The sequence below is a fragment of the Undibacterium sp. GW821-FHT07F11 genome (assembly GCF_059418665.1).
The window spans coordinates 402,549-428,275 of the sequence record NZ_JBWKQH010000001.1 but is presented as its reverse complement, the minus strand read 5'-3'; the positions used below and the strand labels follow the sequence as shown (position 1 = coordinate 428,275).

At 51.8% G+C, this 25,727-nt stretch carries 15 protein-coding genes and 16 tRNA genes; 4 read left to right on the top strand and 27 right to left on the bottom strand.

Features of this window, described 5'->3' with window-relative positions; translation table 11 throughout:
* Positions 1-3: 3 nt before the first annotated feature.
* Together AC07OI_RS01880 and AC07OI_RS01875 are read right to left on the bottom strand one after the other, a co-directional pair.
* Positions 4-1,017: an LLM class flavin-dependent oxidoreductase gene (locus tag AC07OI_RS01880; RefSeq protein WP_495256106.1), complete on the bottom strand. Its 1,014-nt coding sequence runs from the start codon at positions 1,015-1,017 to the stop codon at positions 4-6.
* An 80-nt stretch (positions 1,018-1,097) separates the two neighbouring features.
* Positions 1,098-1,916 carry a nucleotidyltransferase domain-containing protein gene (locus AC07OI_RS01875; protein WP_495256105.1) on the bottom strand — a complete coding sequence of 273 codons (819 nt, stop codon included), beginning with the start codon at positions 1,914-1,916 and terminating at the stop codon, positions 1,098-1,100.
* A 139-nt stretch (positions 1,917-2,055) separates the two neighbouring features.
* Here AC07OI_RS01875 and AC07OI_RS01870 point away from each other — a divergent pair, with 139 nt between their 5' ends.
* Positions 2,056-3,411 (top strand): hypothetical protein, encoded by a 1,356-nt coding sequence (locus AC07OI_RS01870; protein WP_495256104.1) that lies wholly within the window; start codon positions 2,056-2,058, stop codon positions 3,409-3,411.
* Positions 3,412-3,451: 40 nt separating this feature from the next.
* Here AC07OI_RS01870 and AC07OI_RS01865 read toward each other — a convergent pair whose 3' ends face one another.
* The 19 genes from AC07OI_RS01865 to AC07OI_RS01775 form a co-directional block, all read right to left on the bottom strand.
* The gene (locus AC07OI_RS01865; protein WP_495256103.1) at positions 3,452-4,504 is read right to left on the bottom strand and encodes a hypothetical protein; all 1,053 of its coding nucleotides are present in this window, start codon (positions 4,502-4,504) and stop codon (positions 3,452-3,454) included.
* 7 nt (positions 4,505-4,511) lie between these two features.
* The gene (locus tag AC07OI_RS01860; protein WP_495256102.1) at positions 4,512-5,540 is read right to left on the bottom strand and encodes an RNA ligase (ATP); all 1,029 of its coding nucleotides are present in this window, start codon (positions 5,538-5,540) and stop codon (positions 4,512-4,514) included.
* Positions 5,541-5,626: 86 nt separating this feature from the next.
* Positions 5,627-5,702, bottom strand: a tRNA-Met gene (locus AC07OI_RS01855).
* 74 nt (positions 5,703-5,776) lie between these two features.
* Positions 5,777-5,852, bottom strand: a tRNA-Arg gene (locus AC07OI_RS01850).
* 9 nt (positions 5,853-5,861) lie between these two features.
* Positions 5,862-5,947, bottom strand: a tRNA-Ser gene (locus tag AC07OI_RS01845).
* 5 nt (positions 5,948-5,952) lie between these two features.
* Positions 5,953-6,027: transfer RNA gene (locus AC07OI_RS01840), tRNA-Asp, on the bottom strand.
* 5 nt (positions 6,028-6,032) lie between these two features.
* Positions 6,033-6,108 (bottom strand) — tRNA-Thr (locus AC07OI_RS01835).
* Positions 6,109-6,115: 7 nt separating this feature from the next.
* Positions 6,116-6,204 (bottom strand) — tRNA-Ser (locus AC07OI_RS01830).
* Positions 6,205-6,480: 276 nt separating this feature from the next.
* Positions 6,481-6,556 (bottom strand) — tRNA-Arg (locus tag AC07OI_RS01825).
* A gap of 9 nt (positions 6,557-6,565) precedes the next feature.
* Positions 6,566-6,641 (bottom strand) — tRNA-Trp (locus tag AC07OI_RS01820).
* 127 nt (positions 6,642-6,768) lie between these two features.
* Positions 6,769-6,845 (bottom strand) — tRNA-Ile (locus AC07OI_RS01815).
* Between the two features lie 10 nt (positions 6,846-6,855).
* Positions 6,856-6,930 (bottom strand) — tRNA-Ile (locus AC07OI_RS01810).
* A 4-nt stretch (positions 6,931-6,934) separates the two neighbouring features.
* Positions 6,935-7,010 (bottom strand) — tRNA-Asn (locus AC07OI_RS01805).
* An 87-nt stretch (positions 7,011-7,097) separates the two neighbouring features.
* Positions 7,098-7,171: transfer RNA gene (locus AC07OI_RS01800), tRNA-Lys, on the bottom strand.
* Between the two features lie 79 nt (positions 7,172-7,250).
* Positions 7,251-7,326: transfer RNA gene (locus AC07OI_RS01795), tRNA-Ala, on the bottom strand.
* A gap of 130 nt (positions 7,327-7,456) precedes the next feature.
* Positions 7,457-7,542 (bottom strand) — tRNA-Tyr (locus AC07OI_RS01790).
* A gap of 16 nt (positions 7,543-7,558) precedes the next feature.
* Positions 7,559-7,633 (bottom strand) — tRNA-Glu (locus AC07OI_RS01785).
* A 52-nt stretch (positions 7,634-7,685) separates the two neighbouring features.
* Positions 7,686-7,759 (bottom strand) — tRNA-Gly (locus AC07OI_RS01780).
* 306 nt (positions 7,760-8,065) lie between these two features.
* The gene (locus tag AC07OI_RS01775) at positions 8,066-8,404 is read right to left on the bottom strand and encodes a hypothetical protein (RefSeq protein WP_495256101.1); all 339 of its coding nucleotides are present in this window, start codon (positions 8,402-8,404) and stop codon (positions 8,066-8,068) included.
* Positions 8,405-9,079: 675 nt separating this feature from the next.
* Between AC07OI_RS01775 and AC07OI_RS01770 the strand changes: the two genes are divergently transcribed.
* Positions 9,080-11,233 carry a carbohydrate-binding module family 20 domain-containing protein gene (locus tag AC07OI_RS01770; RefSeq protein WP_495256100.1) on the top strand — a complete coding sequence of 718 codons (2,154 nt, stop codon included), beginning with the start codon at positions 9,080-9,082 and terminating at the stop codon, positions 11,231-11,233.
* A gap of 85 nt (positions 11,234-11,318) precedes the next feature.
* On the opposite strand, the gene AC07OI_RS01765 is transcribed toward AC07OI_RS01770, so the two are convergent.
* The 4 genes from AC07OI_RS01765 to AC07OI_RS01750 form a co-directional block, all read right to left on the bottom strand.
* On the bottom strand, positions 11,319-12,551 hold the full coding sequence (locus AC07OI_RS01765; protein WP_495256099.1) for a hypothetical protein: 1,233 nt from the start codon (positions 12,549-12,551) through the stop codon (positions 11,319-11,321).
* Positions 12,548-13,336: a sigma-70 family RNA polymerase sigma factor gene (locus AC07OI_RS01760; protein ID WP_495256098.1), complete on the bottom strand. Its 789-nt coding sequence runs from the start codon at positions 13,334-13,336 to the stop codon at positions 12,548-12,550. Before AC07OI_RS01760 ends, AC07OI_RS01765 begins: the two co-directional genes overlap by 4 nt.
* Positions 13,300-17,607 carry an MG2 domain-containing protein gene (locus tag AC07OI_RS01755; protein ID WP_495256097.1) on the bottom strand — a complete coding sequence of 1,436 codons (4,308 nt, stop codon included), beginning with the start codon at positions 17,605-17,607 and terminating at the stop codon, positions 13,300-13,302. Before AC07OI_RS01755 ends, AC07OI_RS01760 begins: the two co-directional genes overlap by 37 nt.
* Positions 17,608-17,694: 87 nt before the next feature.
* Entirely contained in the window at positions 17,695-18,477 is a 783-nt protein-coding gene (locus AC07OI_RS01750) for a hypothetical protein (RefSeq protein WP_492703939.1), read from the bottom strand.
* A gap of 298 nt (positions 18,478-18,775) precedes the next feature.
* On the opposite strand from AC07OI_RS01750, the gene AC07OI_RS01745 reads away from it, so the two are divergent.
* Together AC07OI_RS01745 and AC07OI_RS01740 are read left to right on the top strand one after the other, a co-directional pair.
* Positions 18,776-22,309, top strand: coding sequence for an EAL domain-containing protein (locus AC07OI_RS01745; RefSeq protein ID WP_495256096.1), 3,534 nt, complete (start codon positions 18,776-18,778; stop codon positions 22,307-22,309).
* A gap of 151 nt (positions 22,310-22,460) precedes the next feature.
* Entirely contained in the window at positions 22,461-23,162 is a 702-nt protein-coding gene (locus tag AC07OI_RS01740) for a YceH family protein (RefSeq protein ID WP_495256095.1), read from the top strand.
* A 79-nt stretch (positions 23,163-23,241) separates the two neighbouring features.
* Here AC07OI_RS01740 and AC07OI_RS01735 read toward each other — a convergent pair whose 3' ends face one another.
* A complete protein-coding gene (locus tag AC07OI_RS01735) occupies positions 23,242-24,324 on the bottom strand; it encodes a TFIIB-type zinc ribbon-containing protein (RefSeq protein ID WP_492703936.1) in 1,083 nt (360 codons plus the stop codon).
* A gap of 69 nt (positions 24,325-24,393) precedes the next feature.
* Positions 24,394-25,536 (bottom strand): SPFH domain-containing protein, encoded by a 1,143-nt coding sequence (locus AC07OI_RS01730; protein WP_495256094.1) that lies wholly within the window; start codon positions 25,534-25,536, stop codon positions 24,394-24,396.
* Between the last annotated feature and the right edge of the window lie 191 nt (positions 25,537-25,727).

Here is a 25,727-nt window from a genome sequence, read left to right as displayed (position 1 = left end):
AAATCAAATTTTGGGAGTCAGTTTGATGGTTGCGCCTGCCTGTGCCGCAATTTCATAAGAACGCAGGCGCGCAGCGTGATTGTGGATTTGTGCCGTGATCATCAATTCATCCGCACTGGTATATTCTATGAATGCCTGCATTTTTTCAGCGACAGTATCCAGTGCACCGATGGCCGAGCAAGACAAAACCTGCTCTAGCAAGGCATGCTCTTGCGGGCCGATATTCTGCAAGAAATTGGCGACTGGCAAAGGCAGCTTTGCCGGGCGGCCACTGCGCAAATTGATGAATGCCTGCTGGGCAGAGCTGGCCAGGTAATAGGCTTCATCATCCGTATCCGCCGCAAACACATTAAAGCCCAACATAACGTAGGGTTTGTCCAGTTGGGCAGAAGGACGGAAAGTGGCACGATAAATTTCTATCGCCTGCATCATTTGCTGGGGTGCGAAATGCGAGGCAAAGGCATACGGCAAGCCCATGGCTGCCGCCAGTTGCGCACCAAACAGGCTGGAACCCAGAATCCAGATGGGTACTTTCAAACCATGTCCAGGCACAGCACGTACCGCCTGTTGCGAATCTTCACTGAGATAATCCATCAGTTCAGCCACATCCTGCGGAAACTCATCTGCATCGCTGGAGAGATTGCGGCGCAGCGCACGCGCAGTGCGCTGGTCTGAGCCCGGTGCACGTCCCAGACCGAGGTCTATGCGGCCAGGGTAGAGCGATTCCAGTGTGCCAAATTGTTCAGCGATGACCAGTGGAGAATGATTTGGCAACATGATGCCACCAGCCCCCACGCGTATGCTTTTGGTGCCACCAGCAATATGGCCTATCAGGACAGCAGTGGCAGCACTGGCAATGCCAGGCATGCCGTGATGTTCTGCCAGCCAGTAACGCTGATAGCCCCAGCCTTCGCCATGCTGAGCCAGGCTGAGGGAATTGCGGAAAGATTGCGCAGCATCACTGCCTTCGGCAATCGGTGACAGATCGAGTATGGATAAAGGGTATGAGGAAGACATAGCCTGCAATTTCAAATTGAGAGAAAACCATTATGGTTGAAATCGCGATTTTCTGTTTGCAGGCCCTGATTCCTTGCTTTTTAAGCAGGCTTTTTCATGACCGTATCAAACAGCAAGCTATCCAGTACCGAGAAATCCATGTCACCCGTGCTATTAGTCCTGACACCGTCGAGCCTCTGCAACTGGCTTTCGATAAAACGGTTGATGACAGGCATGGGGACAGACAATTCTGATTCCTTGGCACGGCGTTTGATGACCAGTAATTCGGCGATGGCTGCCAGCAATTCCTTGTCTTCAATTGTTGCATCGACCATGTCCTGAAAACGCATGGGCACAGGACCCAGGTCTCGTTCTATCCACAAACAAGCCAGCAAGGGGCGCAATACATACAGGTATTTTTTCAGCTTGACCATTTCACCTTGCAAGTGCTCGCGGTAGTTTTTGCTGGCCATATGCAGGTAATGGTAATAAGCCCTTTCCGGCCTATGCACTTCACGCGAGGCCGCTTGCAGGGCTCGCAAAAAGACAGGGTCAGCCGCATACACTACCGGTGAAGACAACCACTCTATCAGAGTCGCATTGCCATTGCGCAGCAAGCCCAGGGCCTTGCGCAAGTCCCAGCCGCTGACATCATAGATTTCATTGACAGGTAATTCGATGACATCACGACCAGGGAAGACGGTCAGATACCAGTCCAGTTTGTTGGCATAGATAAAGCGCACATCATAGTCACTGTCTGGAGAAGCAAAGCCCCAGCCACGGCTGCCTGACTCGCAGGCAAACAAGACTTTGACATCATGCGTCTCTTCTATGCGTTGCAGGGTCGCATTGATCTCTGCGCGTATCGCCGGGTCTATGGGATGTTCTTGTTCTTCCAGTGGCAGGGTAGTCGTGTTCATGATGATCTTTGATAATGGTTTTGCAAAAAATGATACATGTTTTCAGTCTGGCAATTTGTAAGGAAATGCAATTCGTATTGTCGGCTCAGGATTTCAAGACTAGTCTGATTTTCCCACGCCGTATGCCAAGAGTAAAACCATGCCACCACATTTCCTGCCAAAACTGTCTGCCCTTGCATTGATACTGCCCCTGGTTGCTTGCGGTGGTGGAGGCGGTTCTGCACCTGCCAATACCGGCACGACTGGCACAACGACTACAACTACCACAGGTACTGGCGGCACTACCGGAACCACGACGGCTACTGCGCCAGTGATCAATAGCTTCATCGCCAATCCTGCCAGCATCAATGCAGGGTCAAGTACGCAACTGAGCTGGACAGTCACTGGCTCCACCAGCCTGACGCTGAATGGTGCTGCTGTTACCGGCAATAGCCTTGTCGTCAACCCGGCTGCGACCACGACTTATACACTGACAGCCAGCAATTCCGCCTGCAGCATAGCCTGCAATACCAACGCGACGGTCACAGTGACCGTGAATAGCGCAGGCACCGGTAGCACCACAGGCAATGCAGTCTATGGCGACTTGCGCAGGGCTGACCTGGGTGCCGGTGCCAATCTGAATGGCAGCCTGCCTTTCCCTGCCAATAATGCCTGGAATACCGACATCTCCAATGCGGCAGTCGACCCCGCATCGGATGCGCTGATCAGCAGCATAGGCCTGGGGACAGGCCTGCATCCTGATTTTGGTGCTGGCCTGTATGACGGAGCGCCGATAGGCATACCTTATGTGGTCGTCGCAGGCAGCCAGCCCAAGGTCAGTGTGCAATTTACCGACTATGGCGATGAAAGCGAACCCGGTCCTTACCCCATACCAAGCAACGCGCCGATAGAAGGGCAAAAAGCCAACGGCAGCAGCTTTGATGGTGACCGCCACGTCCTCGTCATAGACCGCGATGCCAACCGCCTCTATGAAGTCGGTAATGCCTATCCACAAGCAGGCGGTAGCTGGAAGGTCAGTGGCGGTGCTATATTTGATCTGACATCCAATACAGTCAGACCCGGTGGAAAACCAGGCTGGACCAGTGCCGATGCTGCAGGCCTGCCCATCTTCCCTGGTCTGGTACGTTATGAAGAAGCTGCTAGTGGTGTCATACGACACGCCTTGCGTTTTACGGTAAGCCGCACACGCCGCGCCTATGTACCGCCAGCGACACACTGGGCATCATCGAACACCAGCAACACCCTGCCGCCCATGGGCATGCGTGTCCGTCTGAAAGCCAGTTACCAGATACCTGCGAATTTTTCCAGCGAAACCAAAGCCATCCTGCAAGCCATGAAAACCTACGGCATGCTGGTGGCCGACAATGGCTCCAACTGGTATATCAGCGGCGCACCAGATGCACGCTGGAATAACGATAAACTGGTGTCAGAACTGGGCAATGTCAAAGGCAGCAGCTTTGAAGTAGTCCGCATGGACGGGCTGGTCACACCTTAATTTACAGGCAGCACTATTTGGGAAGTTCATGATGGGATGTTCATGACGAGAGTGCTGCCGCTTCCTGCAAGAACCTGGCTTTGATTACTTCAGCATCAGTATCAAGAAAGAAGTTTTCAAAGCTGGTTTCATCCGCAAATGAATTGCGTATCTGCGCCATCAATTCACCCAGTTGTTTACCAGACAGGCCAGTGATGTCAGCAACCAGGGCACCATTGAATTGCTGTTTCACTTGTTTTTTTCGCGCGTATTTTTCTAGCGCCTGCTCATGCGCCAGCTCGAAATCCGGGAAGCGGGCGAAAGCCATTTCCAGAAATGCCTGCTTTTGCTCTAGTCGTGCAGGCGTGCCACTTTCTGCCCATGCATAAGCTGGCAGTTGCACCACGTCCTGCTCATCCAGCCATAACAAGAAGGCATTGTAAGTCGCCCGCTTGGCATCGCGTATCCTGGCCTTGTGATTGCGGTTATCCAGCAGATAGATTTCGCGGTTGACATAGGGTGAAGACACAACATAGAGGAAGATATCTTCCAGGGTCTTGAACTGCCCTGCCGCACGCATGTCCTCATACAGCAGCGCATCATAGCCCAGCAAATTCAAGGCTGCGCCAAAATCCCGCGTAATGCACAATTCTGCAATCAGATGGTCTTTATTGTCCGGGTCACGCATGGGATACAACAAGCCCAGATGGCCAAACTTGGCCCCAAATTTATGCGCGATGCGACCTATCAGATTACCAAAATCATTCAAACCAAAATAGCGTGAAGCAAAATCAAACGAGACAGAGTCTGTCCTGATCAGATCAAGCTGGAATACACCTTCTGCAATAGCCAGGCCTATGCTGGTGACGTCACCATTGGCAACAACTTCTGTCGCCTGCAGTGCATCTGCAAATTGTCTGGAACTGTAACCATCGCCGGCCTCGATCAGGATATCAAGATCACCAAAATCAGCCTTGTCAGCATAGGCCATGACAGCCTCGATACGGCGCTGTGGAAAATGCCGCTGCAATGTCGTCACGGCATAGTGTTCCACCTCGTGATACCTGGCGGCAGGCAGACGAACTGAATCAGCCTTTAATGCATTTCCACCCATGATCTTCCTACCTGTCTCCGTGTTTCAGCAAATATGTGTTTGAAATCGCCTTGAACGACATGCTACCATCCAGACGCTTGAAGACCACGCCCTCCCTGGCTGTGGCCGGGTTCAGTGATCCGCCCTCAGCATAATCAAGCACTTTATTCACATCGCCAGCAAAGCGTTCCAGGGTCATGTTTTCCAGCCACGGCACCTCATGCACAATAGCACCCAGGGCGCGCAGTCTGGCTAGTACTTCCTGACGTTCTGCCCTGCCCAGATACCTGCCCGCGGCTATGTCAAAAATATCGAACAGGTAAAAATCCTGGCCCCGCATTTTCTCAGGATTACCCTGTATGCCTTCACCGATGATTTCACCTTGCAGTGCAAGATTGCGGCCATAGGCAGTCAGAGCCGTCAGCATCTGATTTTGCTTTGCTACGCGCCATAGACTATTGGTTTCAGATTCCCTGATCCACCAGTTCCTGCCGCAAACACCAGATACGCCATCCTTGTGAAAGACTGTCATGCTGGAACCATCGAGCTTGATCGTGACTTCAAATTCTTCCCGTGTCTGAGTGCGCAAGACTTCCGTCAGATTCTGTATACGCTCTTGATCGGTCTTGCGTATGTATTCAGGAAAAGCGCCTTCTACTTCACCAGACAATGAGGCTGGAATGACTGGTTCCCATTTTTCTATACCCAATACCTGGCTAAAATCTGCGTTGCCGTCATCAGTAAGTTCAATCAATTCTGGGAACTGATTCAGCGGTAGTATCATGCCCTGTGAAATCTGGCCACGCAGTTTGATCGTGCGCAGCCTTATCCCGGTTTTTTCATTCCAGATAATTTTGCTTTTTTCCAGAAAGGAAAAACGTACATCGCTCAGAGGCAAAAAGGAATCGATCTCAAAATAGACACAGGCATCACCAACCTGAAATTCATTTTTCTTGACGACCACAGACCAACCATCCACGCTGGCGCATTCGATGGCGTCAGCATCAGGAATAGGCCTGATGTTGTTAACTGTTCTGATAGTGACTAATTTTCTCATGGGAATTCCTTTTTATTTTTATGTGTTTTTTGAATGACGGCAATTGTAAGCGAATGGAATTAAGTGGGGATAAAAACAGGGAATAGTGGTCGAGATTGCTGGATTTGAACCAGCGACCGCTCGCATATGAAGCGAATGCTCTGCCAACTGAGCTAAATCTCGTATGGTCAAGGAATGGAGGAATGATCGCCACGAATCGGCAATGCCGAAACGGGTCTGTGTGTGGCGACCAAAGATGGTGCGTCAGGCAGGACTCGAACCCGCAACAGTCGGTGTAGAAGACCGGGGCTCTATCCTTTGAGCTACTGACACGTATTGATGTGGAGGAAGCGGTGAGATTCGAACTCACGGACCTTTGCAGGCCTACTGTTTTCAAGACAGTTGCATTACCACTCTGCCACGCTTCCATAGATGGCGCCCTATAGCGGAATCGAACCGCTGGCAACCCGCTAGACAGGCGGGGACTCTACCATTGAGTTAATAGGGCAAAACTGGTGCCGGCTGCAGGATTTGAACCCGCGACCCACTGATTACAAATCAGTTGCTCTACCAACTGAGCTAAACCGGCAAAAAACTGGCGGAAGATGTGCGACTCGAACGCACATAGGCTCTTGCAAGCCCGCCGGGTTAGCAACCCGGTGCAATACCATTATGCGAATCTTCCTTTGCTGACAGGACTTGCACAAAATTGTCCCAGTAAGGCTATCTCCAAGGAAGCCTCCCTGGGAAGGGAGGTTCGTTCCGTCGGCAGACAATGTATAGTCTGAAACCCCGACTGCGCCGTAGCGACGACGACAGTACTTTAGTACGCGGCTCCTAGGAGAGGAGCTTCAACGCAGCTGGGGCGGTTTTGCGTAAGTCCTGATAAAAAATACCGCGCATGTGCGTCTGCACATGCCACTGGTGAGGTAGTGAGGATCACATGATCACACGGTAAAACTGGACCCGCCTGCAGGGGTCGAACCTGCGGCCTCAACATTCGTATTGTTGCGCTCTTCCAACTGAGCTAAGGCGAGAAAAATGTTTGGCATCCCAGGCAGGACTTGAACCTGCAACCTTCGGTTTTGGAGACCGCGACTCTGCCAATTGAGCTACTGAGATATACAGGACTTACGAAAAACTGCCCCAGCTGCGTTGCAACTCCTCTCCTAGGAGCCGCGTACTAAAGTACTGTCTTCGTCGTTGACGCCTTGCTGGAACAGTTTTTCGTAATTCCTGTTTAGGGAACTGGTACTTGCAGATGGAGTTGAACCACCAGCCTCTGCCTTATCAAGGCAACGCTCTGACCAATTGAGCTATGCAAGTAAAGATAAAATGGTGCCCCTTGCTGGTTTTGAACCAGCGACCCACCGGTTATGAGCCGGTTGCTCTCCCACTGAGCTAAAGGGACGTTGTGGCTCCTCGACCTGGATTCGAACCAGGGACATGCGCATTAACAGTACGCCGCTCTGCCGACTGAGCTATCGGGGAATTAAACTAAAATGCATCTCTCGCTGTTGAAGAAATGCGTTCAAAAAACATCGGTTGAAACGACTACGCTTTAATCGATATTCTTGGTGGTCGGGATAGAGAGAATCGAACTCTCGCCGTTCGGTTAAAAGCCGAATGCTCTACCTTTGAGCTACATCCCGCGTGATGGTGAAGTGTGGCATCTGACGATGCCTGGTCTTTCGCTTCATGACTTACTCCTGTTGTTGAAATGAAAAAAAATGGTGGAGGTGGACGGAATCGAACCGACGACATACTGCATGCAAAGCAGGCGCTCTCCCAACTGAGCTACACCCCCGTAATATATAAAGATACTGTGCTTGTACTTAAGTACTACTATGATTTCTGGTGCGTCCCCGTGGTAACGATCCACGCTCTCCGATTCTTCAAAACGGCGCTTTCACCTGGTTAGCTTGAGACACAAAAAATGGTGGATGGTGATGGAATCGAACCACCTATGAGCGGGCGCTCTTGCGATTTACAGTCGCATCCCTTACCGGTTGGGTAACCATCCGTAAAACTGTTGATACTGGAGTCTTTGAGCGGAATCGAACCGCCATTCGCTGATAGAAAGTCAGCTGTCCTCTCCATTAGACGACAAAGACATCATGAAAAAAACCTCGGCAATAGTAAGTACTAATAAAGTCACTTTCATGATGGAGCGGGAGAAGGGAATTGAACCCTTATCTTAAGCTTGGAAGGCTTCAGCTCTACCTTTGAGCTACACCCGCATATAAACGTGTTTCATCTTCAATGATGAAACGAGTTTTTGTATTCAGTCTTACCTCAAAAGCAGGCTTTCCTGCCCTTGGGATAAAACTGTTGAACTTCCCAAATTGTTAAAGAGCTTCCATGATCCGGTGTTGTCCGGTCACGACCGCGTTGGCGGGCCGAGTTGGCGAATTTAACTGCTGTGGTTTGCCTTGAATACTGCAAGCAAACCCAAAATCTAAAATAAAAAAACGACACCAAAAAATAAAAAAGCCCGGAGCTTTTCAGGGCATCCGGGCTTTTCAGCGCTAGGGTCTTGGGTGGCTTTAACTGCCGCCTGTGACCTTCAGGGTTTCCCCTCGAATGCTTGTGTTGTTAAACCATGTGGCCGCAAAATTAATTGGGCTGACATCATTGAACATCTCACTATCTGTATCTTTAGTTGTGCGTGTATCTGTATTCGTACGATACGAGGCTTCATAGCCATTCCATGTGCCAACTGCTGCGCCTTCAACTTTGGCAACCGACGCCAAAGCCCGCGCTGTCTTGCGCAAGTTTTGTATCAGTTGTTGTGTCAAAGTTGTTTTCACGATCATTCCTAAATTGTGTGGTGTTGCTTGGTTGATGTACGTATCTTGCCACAGCTTTTTTATAAAAACAAGCATGGCATGACGAATTTATTCAAATTTATGATGTTTTTTTGCAACACATGCAAATGTGGAGTTCGTTGCCTCGCATATGTAGAGGCTCTTGCGTGCCCAGGTTGCACTATGAAAAGCCAGTCCCAATCTCATCTCATTTGCCTGCTGAGCCGTCAATTGGCAATGTGATTTTGATGTGCCTGATTTCTACAAAAGGTTTTGAGCAGATTTTTCGACCTCGTATATATAGGCGCGGTCTGCCAGGCACCTATATTTGCATGTCTCATTCCACTACAAAATAAAATGTAGTTAAATTACTTAATATGTATTGTTGTGTATCAACAACCGTGCATGAGCATGATTTTAATGATTTCTATGAGTGAATTGCTAATTTCCTTAAAGATTTTGTGCTGCACAACAGCATGAATATATTTATATATTAATAGTTTTTGTATTAAAACTACTGCACAATTTTTAAGCTTATCAAAAACTTATGTGGCACTAAAGACCGCTAAGTCTGGATATGCCTTGCAGGTAAGGTGGTTTTTCCACCGTGGATTGCCATTGACGGTGCCGCCGGGTAAGACGGGCGGTGAGTTTGGGGCTGTTGAGGCGATGCTTGAATCGACCTGCATGAAATTGGGGGCAGTTCAAATCCTTTGGGTTTGAGTTTGCCAAGGCAAAAAGTGAGGGGACAATATGAATCAAAATCTAAGCAAGGAAAGTAGCAAAGGCGGTATCAGGGGCACATTACATAAAGCATTCTTTTGTGGTGTGGCTGGTTTGATGCTGGTGGCAGCAAGTGCACCTGCGCTAGCCTTTAATCCGCGTGACACTTCGGTGCAGATGTTTCACTGGAAGTGGAGCGATATCGCAAAAGAATGCAGCAATTTTCTTGGCCCGCAAGGCTATGGTGGTGTGCAGATATCCCCACCCAGTTCAGCCAATCGTGGCAACAACTGGTGGGATATTTATCAGCCAGTTGACTACACCAATCTGACCAGCAAGATGGGCACAGCAGCAGAGCTGCAAGCCATGATCAATACCTGTCACGCTGCAGGTGTACGTGTATATGCCGACATCGTCGTCAATCATCTGGCAGCGGGAAGTGGTACTTCTACTGGCGGTGCAGGCTGGGTGGCTGCCAGCAGTTATCCGCGTTTCAGTGCCAATGATTTCCATCCTGCTTGCGATATCCAGGGCAGTGATTACAGTAATAACCGCAATGCCGTCACCCAGTGCCGCCTGGTCGGCCTGCCTGATCTGGATACGGGTGCCAGCTATGTACAAGGCCAGATCAGGAATTATCTGACCAGCCTGATAGGCATGGGTATAGATGGCTTTCGCTTCGATGCGGCCAAGCACATACGCCAGACAGATCTGCAGACCATCGTGAATGGCGTAACGCACACTACCAATTCTGGCGAGCCTCTGTGGATCACGCAAGAAATCATTACCGATGGCTCAGTAGACCGTAATTCTTACCTGAGCATAGGCACTATCAATGAATTCAAGTATGCAACGGCGATGAAAGAAACCTTCCGCAACCTCAACGGTGCCAGCATTTCGCAAATGCGCAGCATCATGGGCACGCCCGGTAACTGGGGTGGAACCTGGGGCTTTTTCACGGACAGCAGCAAGGCCACCGTGTTTGTGAACAACTGGGATACTGAGCGCAATGGCGATTCCATGAACGCCAGTAACCGCAGCGGTGCGACCAATGATACACAGGGCAGCAAGCGCTATGATCTGGCGAACATCTTCATGCTGGCCTGGCCTTATGGTGAGGCGCAAGTGCATTCCGGTTTTATCTTCACGGACACCAATGCCGACGCACCAGCCGCCAGCCCCTTTGATGCGAATGGCAATCCACTGATCAACCAGCAATGGGATTTCATCCATCGCTGGGCTGACATCGCCAATATGGTAGCTTTTCGTGCGGTGACATCGGGCCAGGGTGTCGATAACTTTACCAGCGGCAGCGGCAACCAGATCGCCTTTAACCGTGGCAGCAAAGGTTTTGTCGCCATCAATAACGAGTTCAGTGCATGGAACCAAAGCTTCCAGACCTTGCTGCCTGCAGGTACTTACTGCAATGTCGTGCATGGTGTAGCCAACGCTGGCAAGACCGCTTGTACGGCAGATGCGGTGGTGGTTGCTGCCAATGGCATGGTCACTCTCAGCATACCCGCAAATGGTGGCAGCACGGTACCTGCAGTAGCTTTGCACATCAACCAGAAGCTGGGCGCTGCCTCGAATGACATTACCGCACCATCTGTTCCTGGTGGTCTGACGGCAACTGCTACCAGCAGTAGCAGCATCAACCTGAGTTGGAGTGCGGCTACCGACAATGCCGGTGGCAGTGGCGTAAAGGGTTATAACGTTGCACGCAATGGTGGGAGCCCCGTGTTCAGCGCCAGCACCAGTTTTGTTGACAGCGGCTTGTTACCTGCTACCACCTACAGCTATACCATCGCAGCGGTGGATAATGCCAATAATGTGTCAGCCAGCAGCATTGCGGCCAGTGCAAAAACTCTGGCGGGTGCCTGTCAGGTACAGGTGAATTTCCAGGTCACCAATAACAATACGGTGGTGGGGCAGGATGTGTATGTCACTGGCAGCGGGGCAGAACTGGGCAGTTGGAATACTGCAACTGCCACCAGGCTGTCAGGCAATTTCTGGCCCTTGTGGACGGTATCACGCAACCTCAATGCCAGCACTACTTACGAATACAAGTACATTACCCAGGGCGTCAAACCCCTGGCATGGGAAGTGGGGGCAAACCGTGTCATCAATGTTCCTGCCTGTGGCAGTGGTCCAGTATCAATACCGGCCAGTACTTTTCGCCAGTAAGCTGTTTCAGATAGCTATATCGTCTGGCCGTATCGAACATAGGCCCAGGTGAGTATGAGGATCAATGGCATGCCATTGATCCTTTTTATTTTTGCAGTGCGTCGATTTTCTTTTGCAAGGATTTATCGACTACAAAATCTGGATAGACTGCGCGGAATTTTTTCCACTCTTCCAGTGCTTCATGGTTTTGTTTTTCCTTGAGCAGTTTTTCTATTTTTGCCTGCCAGTCCGGGGCATCTGGTGCCTGTACAGGCGGTACGGCAGCCAGGGTCTGGACTGGTTGTGCAGCAACACGGGCTTGCTTATCGGCTTGCACGTCCGCCTTTTTGTCAGCATTCATGCTGTCCATGGCTGGCTTGGCCAACGGTGCCGACGTTGCCGCAGCAGGTGCGCTTTTCGCCATCAGGGGCGACGCTGCCCTGGCAAGAGGTGGCGCAGGAGCTTGCAGGCGGCTATCAGCTTCAGCTTCTTTGGCAAGCTGCCTTGGCGCTTCTTCCTTGGCGGCGATTTTGAATGATTCCGTGTTTCTGGCACGTTCTGCTTCTGCGTGCCGTACTACTTCTGGCATTTTCTCGTTGGCCATACCTCCGGCAATTGCTTTTGGCGCTGATGGCGGGGCCTCGGCAAGCTGTACTGGTGCAGGTGCCGCAGCGGCTGGTGGGGGTGGTGCTGGGTTGGCGGGCATGGCAGGTGCTGGCGGTGCGTAAGCAGATGCTTCCCGGGGCGGGGCAGCGGCAGCAACGGGGGCTGATTTCATCTCCGCATCCGCTCTGCGCTCTGCCCTGGCCTTGGGCTCTATTGCATAGTCCCTGGCCGCAATCTTGCCCGCAGCATCTGCCTGAGGTGCGGATATTACGGGCGGAATGGCGGCAACTGGCGGCATGTTCGCAGACGCGGCTGCTGCAATCTCGCCATTCTTCACTTCTTGCGGATAAATGACTTTCTCTTCAGCCTGCCTGGTATTGGCTGCTTCAATTTCTTCTTCATGTTCTTGTCGCAGCAGGAACAAGGGGACCGCAAGCAAAACACTGGCGGCAAGGCCGAGTGGCGTTTTCCAGCGCCATAAGAAGGAAGGGTGATGGGGTGATGCATCAGGATTGTTGGCATCATTGGCAGCTATAACTGCCGGCGTAGTTGCGCCTGCCATAGCCAGGGCTGCTTCAGCGTCAGCCATGATGGCGGCGTCCAGTTCAGCCGATGGTGTATCTTGTGGCAGATCTTGCAGCAAGAGGGCGAGTTCATCCCCACCTTGTAAAAAGGCATCAAATTCGGCATCTGCCAAATCGTTGTTGCTATCCTTGATGTCTTTATCGCTCATGCTGGCTCACCTTGCTTCGTCTGGCTATGCAATTGGGAGCGTAGTTTTTGCATTGCATAGCGTAATCTGCTTTTGACAGTTTCTACCGGTACTGCAGTCACCGTGGCAATTTCTTCCAGGCTGAGTCCGTTAAATTGTTGTAAGACCAATGCTTCTTTCTGGTCATTCGGCAAGACCCGGATGGCTGCGTGCAGCCTGTCGTTTTGCTGCTTCTTGTCCAGCGCTGCTTCTGGTGACAAGCCCTCATGGGCAATGTCCGCACTACTGGCTGTGCCATTCAACTCAGTATCGTCATTTTCCTGGATGAGCTGGCTTTCTTTTTGCCGTAATAAGTCAATCAGGCGGTTGCGGGCAATCTGGTAGAGATAAGTGCGAAAGCCCGCCAAGGGCGTGTAGCTGGTCCTGGCCGTATGCAGGGCTGCCCAGCTGTCCTGCACGATTTCATCGACCCATTCGCGGCGGGGTGAACGCCAGCTGATAAAACGATACAAACCATGACTATGTCGCTGATACAGCTCCTTGAAGGCGAGCAGGTCGCCTTTGCAATACAGCAGCATCAAAGCTTCATCGGTGTCAGGTTGGGGGATCATGTCCCCTAGTTTACCGGAAATCCCACTGCCGCCAACAAAATTTCTGATCTGCCATGCCGATAAATGTTTATAGACGAATGCCAGGTACAGCACTTTCCCCTCAGCATATTTCCTGATCAAAAAGTGCTGCACCTTGTCCCCCTTATTGCTCAGAGTACTCAGGGAGTGATATTGATGTTCAGTGGACTGGTCCACGTCTTGTCCGTATCGTTGTAGTACAGGTAGGCGGATGATGCCGGGCCGCTATAACTGCCTGGCACGCTTGCCACCAGGTCTATACCCAGTTTCTTGACTTCACCAGGCTTCATGTCGCGGAAGTAAAGTATCACTTCACGGGCGCGGGTTTCAAAGAAAGCGATCTGGCCTTTTTCACGCAATTCCTTGAGCTGCCAGTTCTGGAAAGTCAAGCCACCAGGCAAGCCCAGACGCACCAGGCTCATCGGTTGACCGGCCTGAGTCTTGTTGCTGATGACTGCATCCAGCCTGACGGTTTCACCCATTTTCAATTCAGACTTGGCCAGACGGGTTTGCAAATCAACTACGGCAGTCCTGGATGATGCTGGTTCGGTAGTGCGATATTCGACAGCGATTGAGTAAGGCAGGGCATCGTTGTTTTGCGATTTCAGGGTGATGATATGCTTGCCCGGTGCCAGTGCCTTGTCAAAGTCCGTGAACAAGATCGCGTCACGACGGCCTGCTTCATAACTTTGTTCGCTAACCACGACACCATCGACCAGCAAACTGACTTTGCCAGGCTTGGGCGCAACGCGGGTGGTATTGTCATAAGCGATCATGGCTTTCAAGGCCAGCACGGTTGCCTGCGTTGCACCCCATTGGCCAAAGCCGCTACGGTTGTTTTGCAGCCAGTTGATGCCCTTGCGTGCCTGCTCCAGATGGTCACCAGATTTCAGCATGGCCAGTATTGCCAGTGAAGTCGTTTCTATATGCAGATTGCTGCCACCACTGCGGGTGATGGAGTGATCAGCATTCGTCCATGCACCTGATGCAGCCTGCATATTCGCCAGTTTTTCTACCGCAGCCTTGCGGGTTTTTTCTGGTACAGCTGCTTTGCCATTGCCTTCCAGCATGCTGCCAACTGCCAAGGCCAGTTGATAGGCATCCTGGGTGTTCTCAGCCAGTGTGACTGATTTGCCTATCTCTTTGTCCAACCCGGTTTCACCGGCGCTAACCAGCGCCCACGTGATATAGGCATCAGTCACAGCAGGGGCAGCACGTCCAAAGGTGTCAAGCGCCTTGGCATCTTTCTGATAACCGCCACTGCCATCACGCCTGGATTTCAGCCATGCTGCAGTGCGTGTCATCATGGCCTTGTCGACTTCACCATAGATAGGTTTCATGTCAGCAAATTCCAGCAGGCCGTAGGCTGTCAGTGCTTCATGCCCGGGGTCACCGCCAAACCATTCATAGCCTTTTTTCGGCGATTCAAAACCAGTCAGTTTCTTGTAACCGCTATCCAGCAATTTACCTGTGCGTTCCAGCAAAGCGGTGTCTGCCACATCATGCTGCTTCAGGTATTGCATGATCATCACGTTCGGGTAATTGGTGGACGAGGTTTGTTCAAAGCAGCCATAAGGTTCGCGCAGCATGCCTTCCAGACCCGATATCATCGTGGACAATGACGAGGTGTATACCTTGATGCTGGCTTGTACGCTACCTTTGCTGGCCTTGCTCAAGTCAACTTCATAACTTGCCTGCCCCTTGATTTGCCCGGATTTTTCTGCCAGTTGTGGAAAGCCAGGTGCCACCACCGGTATGCTGCGCAAGACTTCATCCTTCAGGCCTGATGCCTTGGCTGACAACTGCACTTCAGATTGCCCGCGCATGCCTGTCACTTCCAGCGGGATGAACATGCTCTTGCGTTGTCCCGCAGCCAGCCTGTCATCCTTGCCTTTACTATTTGTCGCTTTCAGCAAGCTGCCAAAATTCGCATCCAGTGCCACGTCCAGGGCTTGCTCACTGTCATTGCTGAGCGTCACCGGGATCAATGGTTTGTCACCTGCCGATATTTCCAGCGGCAACTTGGCTGATAAAGAAAATGGCAACGAAGACTTGATGACAGTCTCGTCACGACCTGCCAGGCCCGCACCAGTGGCACTGATACCCTCAGTCGAAACGCGGAAAGATGTCACCGCATCAGACAAGGTAAACTTCACCGTCGCCTTGCCCTGCTTGTCGGTTTGCACTTTAGGTGCCCACATGACGGTTTCACGATAATCATCACGCGGACCAGCGTAGTTGGGCTTGAATGCAGGCACAGGGAAGACGCGTACCGCAGCCCAGCCTTGTTGCCTGGCATCCCTCTCCTCTACTTTAGCGGCAGCGCGGGCAAAGTCCTTGTCGACAGCGATTTCTTTTGCAGCTTGAGCTGCCATGAATTTTTCCTCGGCGACCAGGCCATTTGCCATATCTGCCTTGAAGACGGGACGCGCAAGAATTTCACCCTTGACTTCGCGTGGTCTGACGGCATCTGCGGCAATGACAGGCATGGCTTCAGGCATAGAGGGAGCCATTTTTTTTAATTCCATAGCTGCTGGTGCCATTACCTTTGGCGGTGGTGCCATGGCCATCATGGGTGGGGCCGGTGCTGCCAGGACACGCATATTGTCTTCTCTACGGTTTATCTTCCCGCCTGCAACTGTACGGACAGAAAAATCAGCATTCAGTACAGGCTGCCATTCAAAACGGCGATAGCCACGCGTACCCATCAGCATGTCCAGTGCCAGTGCGCTTTTTTCTTCTGTCAGGTCAGTATAAAAATTCGGTTCCTCTATCTTGCCTGGCAATTCTGTTTCCAGCATCAGGCGCGACAGCAGGTGGGCACTCTTGTCATCGGCAAAGGAGAGCACCGTGTCATCCACCACTGCCAGTGTCAGTTCGGCAGGTACGGCTTTGCCGCTACTGTCCTTGGTGGTGATATTCAAGGCCACCTGGCCGCGTGGTACATACGATTTTTTGTCGGCTTCCACCTTGACATCCAGGCGTTGGCGACGGTTGCGGAATACCAGGCGTTCTGCCAGCGGATTGAGATTCTGATCAAACAGCGTGACCCTGGCGACGCCAGCGGCATTCTGTATCGCTGCGTCCTTGGCCTTAAGGTAAATCACTGCCGGTTTGTCGCTACCCGCTTCAATAGCACCGACATCAAAAACGTTTTCGCGCACGGTGGCAGCCACCACGACTTTTTGCTTGTCCGTGCATTGCACTCCAACGCGCAAAGCTTTTTCCTGGCCATCAAGGTCATCATAATTACGCAAGACACAGCCTTTTTCTTCCACCAGCGGCAGGGCATAAGTCTCAGTCACGGTATCTGGTTTGCTGATCTCGGCACGATAACTGCGGCCAGTGGCAGGCGTGAAATTGATCCTGCCCAAACCATTCTTGTAGGTAGCGAAGCGGGCAACAGCATTGCCCAGATCATCGACCAGGCGGCCCTCTATATCTGCCGGCTTGCCTTGCTTGTTTTTTGCTTCAAAGTACAAACGGCTGGGCAAGCCTGCTACCATCTTGCCGCCTTCAGGGAAGAAATCCAGCGAGAGTTTTTTCTGCAAGATAGGGATGGATTTGGAAATCGATTCTGTGATACCACCGTCTTCTACCAGTATCGTCAGCAAGCCTTCGCCCGACTCTATATTTTTGGGCAGATCAAATTTGACCAGGGCATCACCGCTGGCATTGGTACTGGCTTTGACACGCGGCAGCTCGACACCATCAACCGTGGCGATAACAATCAGTTGCTTGCTCGCCAGTGCTTCGCCCGTTGGGCGTTTGACTTCTATGGTGGCGCTGACCTGCTCACCTGCACCATAAGATTTCTTGACGAATTCCAGTTTCTTTTTCATGCGCGGTGCTTCATAAGCCGAGACGATGATACTGCGCTCAACCCTTTGCCCCTCACCTGTACTGGCACGCAAAGTATATTCGCCACCTTGTGCTTCTGGCGGGATGATAAAGTCATTTGCTGCACTACCCGCAGTGACTTGCAGGCGCTTGCTCATGACGCTGCTGCCCTTGGGGGAAATCAATTCCATGGTGATGGCAGCCGTGTCTGCTGAAGCCAGTGTTTTTTTCATTAAAGCCCAGGTTTTGAACCAGATGGTTTCGCCTGGTTTGTACAAAGGTTTATCTACCTGTATCAACATCTGCTGCCTAGCATTGCCATCAAAATAGCTGTTAATCAAAGCCGGCAAATCTTTGCCGTGCACGGTGTTGTCACGGCTGGCAGCAGCAGGGGCAGGTTCGGCGACGACTGGCGCTTGCACGGCTTTACGGGTGAGCTTTGTCACATCCTTGCTGTCTTTTGCATCTGTGACCTCACTGTCTGCTTCAAGAGGCCCAGCTTGTCTCGGTAGCTCGGTCACATGACCGGGATCTTGTTCAGCAACATTGCTGATCTGGCAGGCACTGAGCATCAATGTCAATAATAAGGTGCTGGGCTTTTTTATCATGGTAGTCTCCAAAAGGATGCTGTAAGGGCGTGTTCTTTCACACGTCAGAGGCAGCTCTGACGTGTGAACATAGTTAATTCAGATTATTTAACGGTAGTGGCCGGGATCAGGCACAAAGCCGCCGGGGAAGGGATTAGGCTGTGCAGGATATACGTCGCGGTTGCGGGGAATAATGCCGCGAGCCACCAGATTGGCATAGCTGTCATAGCGTATGCTGATGATTTCATCTGCCTGTGAACTGGCGCGCTGGAAGTCAGTTGATCTTACCGTGCTGTTGATGCGCTCGCCGTGGCCAGTACCTATCCTGGATTCTGCCTTGTCTGCTGCGATGGCGCCCTTGGCCTGGTTACTCGCCATTGGTGCTGCAGGAGCTGGAGATGTCTGGGCCCTGCGTTCATACTCTGGTTCCATGATAGCGACAGGAGCCACATATTCCCTGAACAGTGCAACACCGATGACACCAACATTGTCTGGCCGCCCTGTGCGCGCCGCATAAGAATCAGACAGTTGCGTGAAATAAAAGGCTGCCACTTCATCCATATTCTTGCGCCAGCCCTTGATTTCCATGGGCTGCCAGGCACTCAAAACATAGCCAGACTGCGTTGGCGCTGCCGTGCTGCCAGTCAGTGCATTGACACCATCGACGGACAAGACAGACAAAATCCTTTCGCCAGTCTTGTTCCTGACTTCTACCGCATAACGCTCACCTGGCTTGCCAACGACATAATTGTTACCCTGATGCCGCCAGATGGGCAGGCGTTCACCTGTGCTTTGATTGATGATGCTGACGGCAGCCAACTGCCCGGCGCTAGCCACGCCTGTGATGCTGGCTAATACCAGGCTAGCCAGTATTGATATCCATTTTTTCATTTTCTTCTCCGTAAACATGAGGGTCATGATCATTAAACGGAGCAGAAAAACAAAAGGGGTTAAAAGTTTTTATATTTTTTCAGGATCGCTGTGAATTGCCCACAAAATGAAACATTCATTAATAAATCGGCAGAAGTGTGTCGATAGTGTAATATTAATTAAGCCTGATTGTATGAATACAGCTATGAAGCTAATAATCTTTTATTGCTAGGGCGTAGATAAATGAGGCCTGATCAGCAGGTAAATAACAGTTTCTTTACTTCCGACAATAGCGACAGGCTATTTCGGCGGAACCACGATGAATAAAGACAATACTTCATTCATAGAGTTATTTCAGGCCCACCCGATACCGATGTGGGTGTACGACTTGCAGACGCTCGCTTTTCTGACCGTCAATACAGCGGCAATTGAGCATTATGGTTACACTAAAGCCGAATTCCAGGCCATGACCATAGAAGCGATCAGGCCACCCTATGAAAAGGAGAGGTTACTGCAGAATTTGCAGCAGAAAACAGCCACAGCTTTTGAAAAATCCGGTATCTGGCTGCATAAAAAGAAAGATGGCAGCATCATCAATGTCGAAATTACTTCACATCCACTCCATTTTGAAGGGCGCTTGTGCAAATTTGTGCTGGCACATGATGTCACCGAGCGCTTGCATGCACAAGACAAAGTAAGCCGCCTCAGCCGGATTTACGCTGTACTCAGCCGTATCAATTACCTTATTGTCCGCACCCGTGACCGTGCCGCCCTGTTTCAGGATACCTGCCGGATTGCCACTGAAGAAGCTGAATTTCTTGCCGCCTACATCGCTATTATTGATCCGGACACGCTTGATGGCAGTGTAGTGGCCTGGGCCGGTGATATTTCCCCTGAAATTGGTTCTGCAGGCCTGAACTTTGGTATTGACATGGCAGCATCGCCAGCGATGGTGGCCGTACGCACAGGCTTGCCAGCCATCTATAACGACAGACTTGAAGCACCCGGCATGTTTATTCCTGACGGCAGGTTTATTGAGGGCCAGCTTGGGTCCATGGCAGCCTTTCCCTTGCACGTGGATAAACGTCCCGTTGGCGTACTGGTCTTGTTTGCTGATACTCCTCATTCTTTCGATGACTCAGAGCAAAAACTATTGACTGAACTTGCCGCCGATGTTGCTTTTTCATTTCAATACATAGGGCGTGAAGAATCCCGCAAGCATGCCAATGCCCGTTTGCAGGAGAGCGAGGCGGGTCTGCGTCGCGCGCAATTGATGAACAAGACCGCGCACGTCATTACCGGCCCTGACGGAGCTTTTGAACGTTGGTCAGATACGCTGCCCATACTTATCGGTGTGGATAATAGTGGCATGCCACCTGATACCCGGCTCTGGCTGGATATCATTCATCAGGATGACCGTAACAAATTCCGTAATGCCTGCATACAGGCAGGCAGACTAGTGAGCCGGGTGGAAATCGAATACCGGGTGTGGCGCGGTGATGGCAATCTGGTACAGCTCAAGCAAGTGATGGAACCTTTGCTGGAAGATGGCGTAGTTCACGGCAAGACAAGATGGTTTAATACCATACAAGATATTACCGAACAAAAATCCCAGCAAGAAAAAATAGCCAGGCTAAGCCGCATTTATGCAGTGCTGTCCGGCATTAACTCTGCCATCGTGCGCACCCACAATCGCATGGAACTGTTTCAGGAAACCTGCAGGGTTGCGGTACACGAAGGGGCTTTTGGCATGGCCTGGGTCGCAAGTACCGACGTGCACAAACGCAGTGATCCTGTTGTTGCCTTATACAGCAATGCGTCCGACCTCGCAGCACAGCTCAGCCTGAAGGCTTTAGCCAAAGCATCAGACAACAATATGCCATCAGATATCGCAGTGCGCGAAATGCGTATGCTTATCTGCAACAATGTGCAGGAAGATCCTGCACTGGCAAATTTCAAAGACGAATTACTGGCACAGGGACATCTTGCCCTGGCTTGTTTGCCGTTGGTCACAGAGAACCGGGTCGTAGCTGTGCTGACATTGTTTGCCGGCACCATTGATTTTTTCGACGAAGACGAAATAAAACTCCTCAATGAACTGGCTGGCGATCTTTCATTCGCCCTGCAATTTATTGATAAGGAAGAGCAACTTAGTTATCTCGCGTTTTACGACAAGCTGACGGGCCTGCCAAATAGCCGTTTGTTCAATGACAGACTGACGCAGCTAATGCATTCTGGCACGCAGGAACCTAACAAGGCGGCCATCATCCTGTTGAATCTGGACCGGTTTTCGCAACTCAACGATGCTCTTGGCCGCCACGCCGGTGACAACTTGCTGATACAGATTGCGGGGCGGCTGCAAGCATCCTTGCAAGAACCTTATACCCTGGCCCGCATTGCCGGTGATACCTTTGCGATTGGTCTGGCTAACCTGGTACAAGGTGGGGATGCAGCTTCCATACTTGAACATGCTGTCTTCAGCACCTTTGCCGAAGATTTCTTGCTGGACCATCAGCCAGCTCGCGTCTCTGTCACTGCAGGCCTGGCACTTTATCCTGATGATGGCGCGGATACTGAAACCTTGTACAAGCATGCCGAAGTAGCGCTAAAAAACGCAAAGACATCTGGCGAGCGTTATCTGTTTTATGCGCCACTGATGAATGCCGCGCTGGCAGCCAAGATGCTGCTGGAAAATGAACTCCGCACAGCCTTGAGTAATAACCAGTTCGTCATGTATTTCCAGCCGCGTGTCGATCTGTTAAACGGACATATAGTCAGTGCAGAAGCCCTGATACGCTGGCAACATCCCGAACGTGGCCTGATTTACCCGGGCGACTTTATTCCGGTAGCAGAAGATACAGGCTTGATCGTACAGATAGGTGAATGGGCTATCAAGGCAGTGTGCGCGCAGCAGGCCGCCTGGCGCGAGAAGCAAATAGAGATTGTCCCGGTGGCAGTCAACCTGTCTGCCGTGCAGTTTAAGAATGGCAAAATCCTCGACATCATCCAGGATGCCATCAATAGCCACGGGCTCGAACAGCATCATATCGAATTTGAACTCACCGAGTCTGTTGTCATGGGCAACCCGGAAGAAGCCGCGCAAACGCTGAAAGCCATCAAAACCATGGGTATGCAATTGTCCCTGGATGATTTTGGTACAGGCTATTCTTCACTGGCTTACTTAAAGCGCTTTCCGTTTGACTTCGTCAAGATCGACCGCGCCTTCATCATTGACGTTACCAATAATCCTGGCGATGCCGCCATCACCACCGCAGTGATAGCCATGGCACACAGCCTGAATTTGCGTGTCGTGGCAGAAGGCGTAGAAACCGAAGGGCAATTACAATTACTGCGCAGGCTGCGTTGCGATGAAATACAAGGCTATTATTTCAGTCGCCCGGTACCTGCCGAGGACTTCGCCACCATGCTGCGCGAGGGCAAACGCCTGTTGCCGCCAAAAGAAGTTGTTGATGGTACCAAGACCCTGCTGATTGTTGATGACGAACCGAATATCGGTTCCGCACTCAAACGCTTGCTGCGTGGCGAGGGTTACCACATCCTGACTGCAACCAGTGGTCAGCAGGGGCTGGACCTGCTGGCTGTCAACCCGGTGCAGGTCATCATTTCTGATCAACGCATGCCCGGTATGGTCGGGACCGAGTTTTTGCGCATCGTCAAAGAGCTGTATCCAGATACCATACGCATTATCTTGTCAGGCTATTCCGATCTGGTACCTATCGCCGAAGGCGTGAATCGCGGCGAAATCTTCAAGTTCCTGACCAAACCCTGGGAAGACGCACAATTGAAAGAAAACATCCGTGATGCTTTCATGCGTCACCGGCCAGATGCCTGATCATTAAACCTGAGCTAAGATTGATGATGCCTGCCTTTGCTTTTCGGCGATAATGCGGGAACACATTGCGCCCATGGATGATGTGAGTGCAGTACCCCAGGGCGATGCACCGGCAAAACAGTTAATCAACAGAGAATCAGCAGAGGTTCGCATGAACACAGAAAACACGTCCACACCAGAAGCAAGGACCACCCAAGATGAGGCTTTTCTGGATGCAACAGAATTGCGCGTCCTTGGCGTACTGGCAGAAAAAGAAGCCGCCACGCCCGATAATTATCCGCTGTCATTAAATACCCTGGTGAATGCCTGCAACCAGCTCACCAGCCGCGACCCTGTCATGTCCGTGACCGAGTCTGAAGTACTGGAAGCCATAGACAGGCTGGCTGCCAAAAAACTGGTGAATGCCATCCACCAGGCCGGTGCCCGCGTCGCCAAGTATGAGCACCGCATGCGCATCAAATGGATGCTGGACCAGCCTAAGGTGGCGGTATTGACCATACTCATGCTGCGCGGCTTCCAGACCGCAGGCGAGATCCGCGCCCGCGCTGGCCGCCTGCATGAGTTTGCCAGTGTTGCTGACGTCGAAAAATGCCTCGACTACCTGATGGACAAATACCCGCCGCTGGTTGCCCGTTTGAACCTGACACCAGGCACCAAGGAGCCGCGTTACGCACACCTGTTGTCCTGCGATGAAGCCAGCCTGGATCAGGCCGAAGCTTCTAGTTTTTCCAGCGGTAGTGGCGCTTCAAAAAGTGATAGAGTCAGTCAGCTAGAAGCAGAAGTCGCGCAACTCAAGCAGCAGGTCAGCGATTTGAGTTTGCAGTTTGCAGAATTCAAGAAGCAGTTTGAGTAGGCGACTACACGACCGAAAAACTCACCGCAGAGACACAACGCATTCTCTGTCTCTCTGCGGTGAGAGTTCTTGACCTTGATTATTTGTGATTCAGCATGGCAATCACGACGACGACCGCGATTGCCAGCAATACCGCACCAGCAATCTTCCATGCTGAATACGGACGCTCGCCCTGTACCTGTCCAGTCTGGCCATTCACCAGGAAGCGGTAAGTCTTGTCGCCATATTTATAAGACGACAGCCAGATAGGCAACAGGATGTGCTTGAAGCTGATATTCGAATAACGCGGCTGCATGGCAATGATACGCTGGTGGTCACCACCGATGTCGCGGCAGATGGCATTGCGGATTTCGCCTTCCATCTTGCCCTGGGCATCGACAAAACCGGGTTCCAGTCCCACCTGGTAAGCCTCTACCGTGAAGCCGGATACATAATCGTCGCGGTAACCCTGCAGTTTTTCCAGACGCCATGGCGCAAGGTTTTCTGCATACGAAGTCGGCAGGGTTTTTGAGCCGACGACCAGCACATCGTCAAACGACACTTGCACCGCACCCACTGCCGGGTACCAGTTGGTACGCGTCACCTGGCGGCTCTTGGTCTCGCCGTTTTCAGTATAGTTTTCTGTCACCGTGTAATCGACACCGCGCTGGCCCTGATAGGTTGTGTCGCTGTCGGCATCGTAGGTCCAGTAGGGGGTGTAGATACCCTTGAGGCCGCGCTCGGCACGGTAAGCCTGCTTCAGCGCGTTTGGCGCGAACCACAGGCCGGTAATCCAGTTGGCAAACTTGCTGCGCGCTTCTGATTCCTTGATATCAAATGGCGCAATTGCCTTGGGCCTGATCTTGCGTGCAGAATAAGCATTGGCTGCAATCAGCGGTACCGCACAAAACGGGCAGCGGTCAGACACCAGGTTAGCCGCTAGTTGCGACTCTGCCCCGCAGCCCGTGCACTTCACATGCTGGCTGGCGAGCATGGGTTCATTGCCCGCCTGCTCTGACAGATAAGCCTGGTAATCCAGCTCTTCTACTGCCGCGACAGTGGCTGCCTGGTCTTCAGGGATATCATTCTTGGCACCGCAATACGGGCATTGCAGGGCGTGCTGGCCAGGCGCATATTCCAGCTTGGCACCGCAGGATTTGCAGGGATAGTTTTTTGTCGTCACAGGTGATGATTCCAGAACAAAATAGAAGGCGTCGCAACCATCAGGCGCGACGCCACATCAGAGGAAGATTTATTGTGGTGGCAACGGTGGCGGCATGGCCGCAAACAAACCAGACAAATCAGCCTGTTCACTCGCCTTGCCCCAGGCAGCCATGCCCTGACGCCATACCAGGCTGTCACGCGTCAAACTGCCGCTGCCCACGTGCGATTGCAACACACCCAGATCAAACGGCCCGGTCTGCGCACCGTTTTGCGCGACGAAATAAGATACCGCCGTTGGCAAAGGCGGCGGCATGCCACCACCCGCCGCCGGCGCTGCGGCAGGTGCCGCAGCTGGTTGCGGGTTGTTACCAAACATCGTGCCCATGCTCTGGCTCAGCATACCACCGACGCCTACACCCATCATGGCGCCCGCCATGCCCGGGTTTTGCGCTGCATCACGCAAAGCCTGCGCACCCTGGTATTGGGCGAACTGGTTCATATTGCCTATCACGCGCATCGCACCTTGCTGATCGATGGCTTTTTCCACTTCCTCCGGCAAGCCTATGTCCTGCACCTGCACTTCGCACAATTCCAGACCATATTGCACAAAGTCAGAAGCAATTTTTTCCTGTATGCGCTTGCCCACTTCGGTGACCTTGGCTTCCAGGTCTATCACCGGCACGCCAATTTCAGGCATTACTTCCTTGATGCGCATGCCTATCTTGCCGCGCAGGTTTTCTTCTATATCCGCTGTCGTAAAATCAGCCTTGGTACCGACCAGCTCAGACAGCATGGCCTTGGCATCCACAATGCGTATGCCGTAGATACCAAAGGCAGTTACACGCACCACACCAAATTCAGGGTCGCGCATGGTGGCAGGCCCTGCCGTGCCCCACTTCATATTGGTAAAGCGGGTAGTCTTGAAGAAATACACTTCCGCCTTGAACGGGCTGTTAAAGCCATACTTCCAGCCCTTGAGCGTACTCAGCAACGGCATGTTCTCGGTCGACAGCTCATACATGCCCGGCATGAACACATCTGCCACTTGCCCCTTGCCCATCTGGCCTTCATTGACCATCACAGCAATCTGCCCCTCGCGCACCGTCAGCTTGGCACCCATCTTGATCTCATTCTGATAGCGCTCAAAGCGATGCACCATCACATCGGGACTGTCATCCAGCCATTCGACAATATCGATAAATTCATTGCTGAGCTTATTCCACAGACCCATAGTGTTCTCCAAAAAACAAAATTCTTGCAGGATGCTGGCAGGCAATTCATTGATAGCGGCCAACAGCTATTCGGCGAATAGGCTTGAGTGACTGAATTTCACCAGCACATTCGGCGTAGGCGAAGTATTGCTGAATTGGTACATTATCACAAGGGTGAGGGAAGGGAAATTTGATTCTTGTTTGATAAAGC

What these genes read in the sequence shown, in the direction of transcription:
- AC07OI_RS01860 (WP_495256102.1), bottom strand. Translation starts at nt 5,540, where the DNA reads ATGAGAAAATTAGTCACTATCAGAACAGTTAACAACATCAGGCCTATT.
- AC07OI_RS01740 (WP_495256095.1), top strand. Translation starts at nt 22,461, where the DNA reads ATGAACACAGAAAACACGTCCACACCAGAAGCAAGGACCACCCAAGAT.
- AC07OI_RS01750 (WP_492703939.1), bottom strand. Translation starts at nt 18,477, where the DNA reads ATGAAAAAATGGATATCAATACTGGCTAGCCTGGTATTAGCCAGCATC.
- AC07OI_RS01870 (WP_495256104.1), top strand. Translation starts at nt 2,056, where the DNA reads ATGCCACCACATTTCCTGCCAAAACTGTCTGCCCTTGCATTGATACTG.
- AC07OI_RS01745 (WP_495256096.1), top strand. Translation starts at nt 18,776, where the DNA reads ATGAATAAAGACAATACTTCATTCATAGAGTTATTTCAGGCCCACCCG.
- AC07OI_RS01865 (WP_495256103.1), bottom strand. Translation starts at nt 4,504, where the DNA reads ATGGGTGGAAATGCATTAAAGGCTGATTCAGTTCGTCTGCCTGCCGCC.
- AC07OI_RS01730 (WP_495256094.1), bottom strand. Translation starts at nt 25,536, where the DNA reads ATGGGTCTGTGGAATAAGCTCAGCAATGAATTTATCGATATTGTCGAA.
- AC07OI_RS01765 (WP_495256099.1), bottom strand. Translation starts at nt 12,551, where the DNA reads ATGAGCGATAAAGACATCAAGGATAGCAACAACGATTTGGCAGATGCC.
- AC07OI_RS01775 (WP_495256101.1), bottom strand. Translation starts at nt 8,404, where the DNA reads ATGCTTGTTTTTATAAAAAAGCTGTGGCAAGATACGTACATCAACCAA.
- AC07OI_RS01770 (WP_495256100.1), top strand. Translation starts at nt 9,080, where the DNA reads ATGAATCAAAATCTAAGCAAGGAAAGTAGCAAAGGCGGTATCAGGGGC.
- AC07OI_RS01875 (WP_495256105.1), bottom strand. Translation starts at nt 1,916, where the DNA reads ATGAACACGACTACCCTGCCACTGGAAGAACAAGAACATCCCATAGAC.
- AC07OI_RS01755 (WP_495256097.1), bottom strand. Translation starts at nt 17,607, where the DNA reads ATGATAAAAAAGCCCAGCACCTTATTATTGACATTGATGCTCAGTGCC.
- AC07OI_RS01880 (WP_495256106.1), bottom strand. Translation starts at nt 1,017, where the DNA reads ATGTCTTCCTCATACCCTTTATCCATACTCGATCTGTCACCGATTGCC.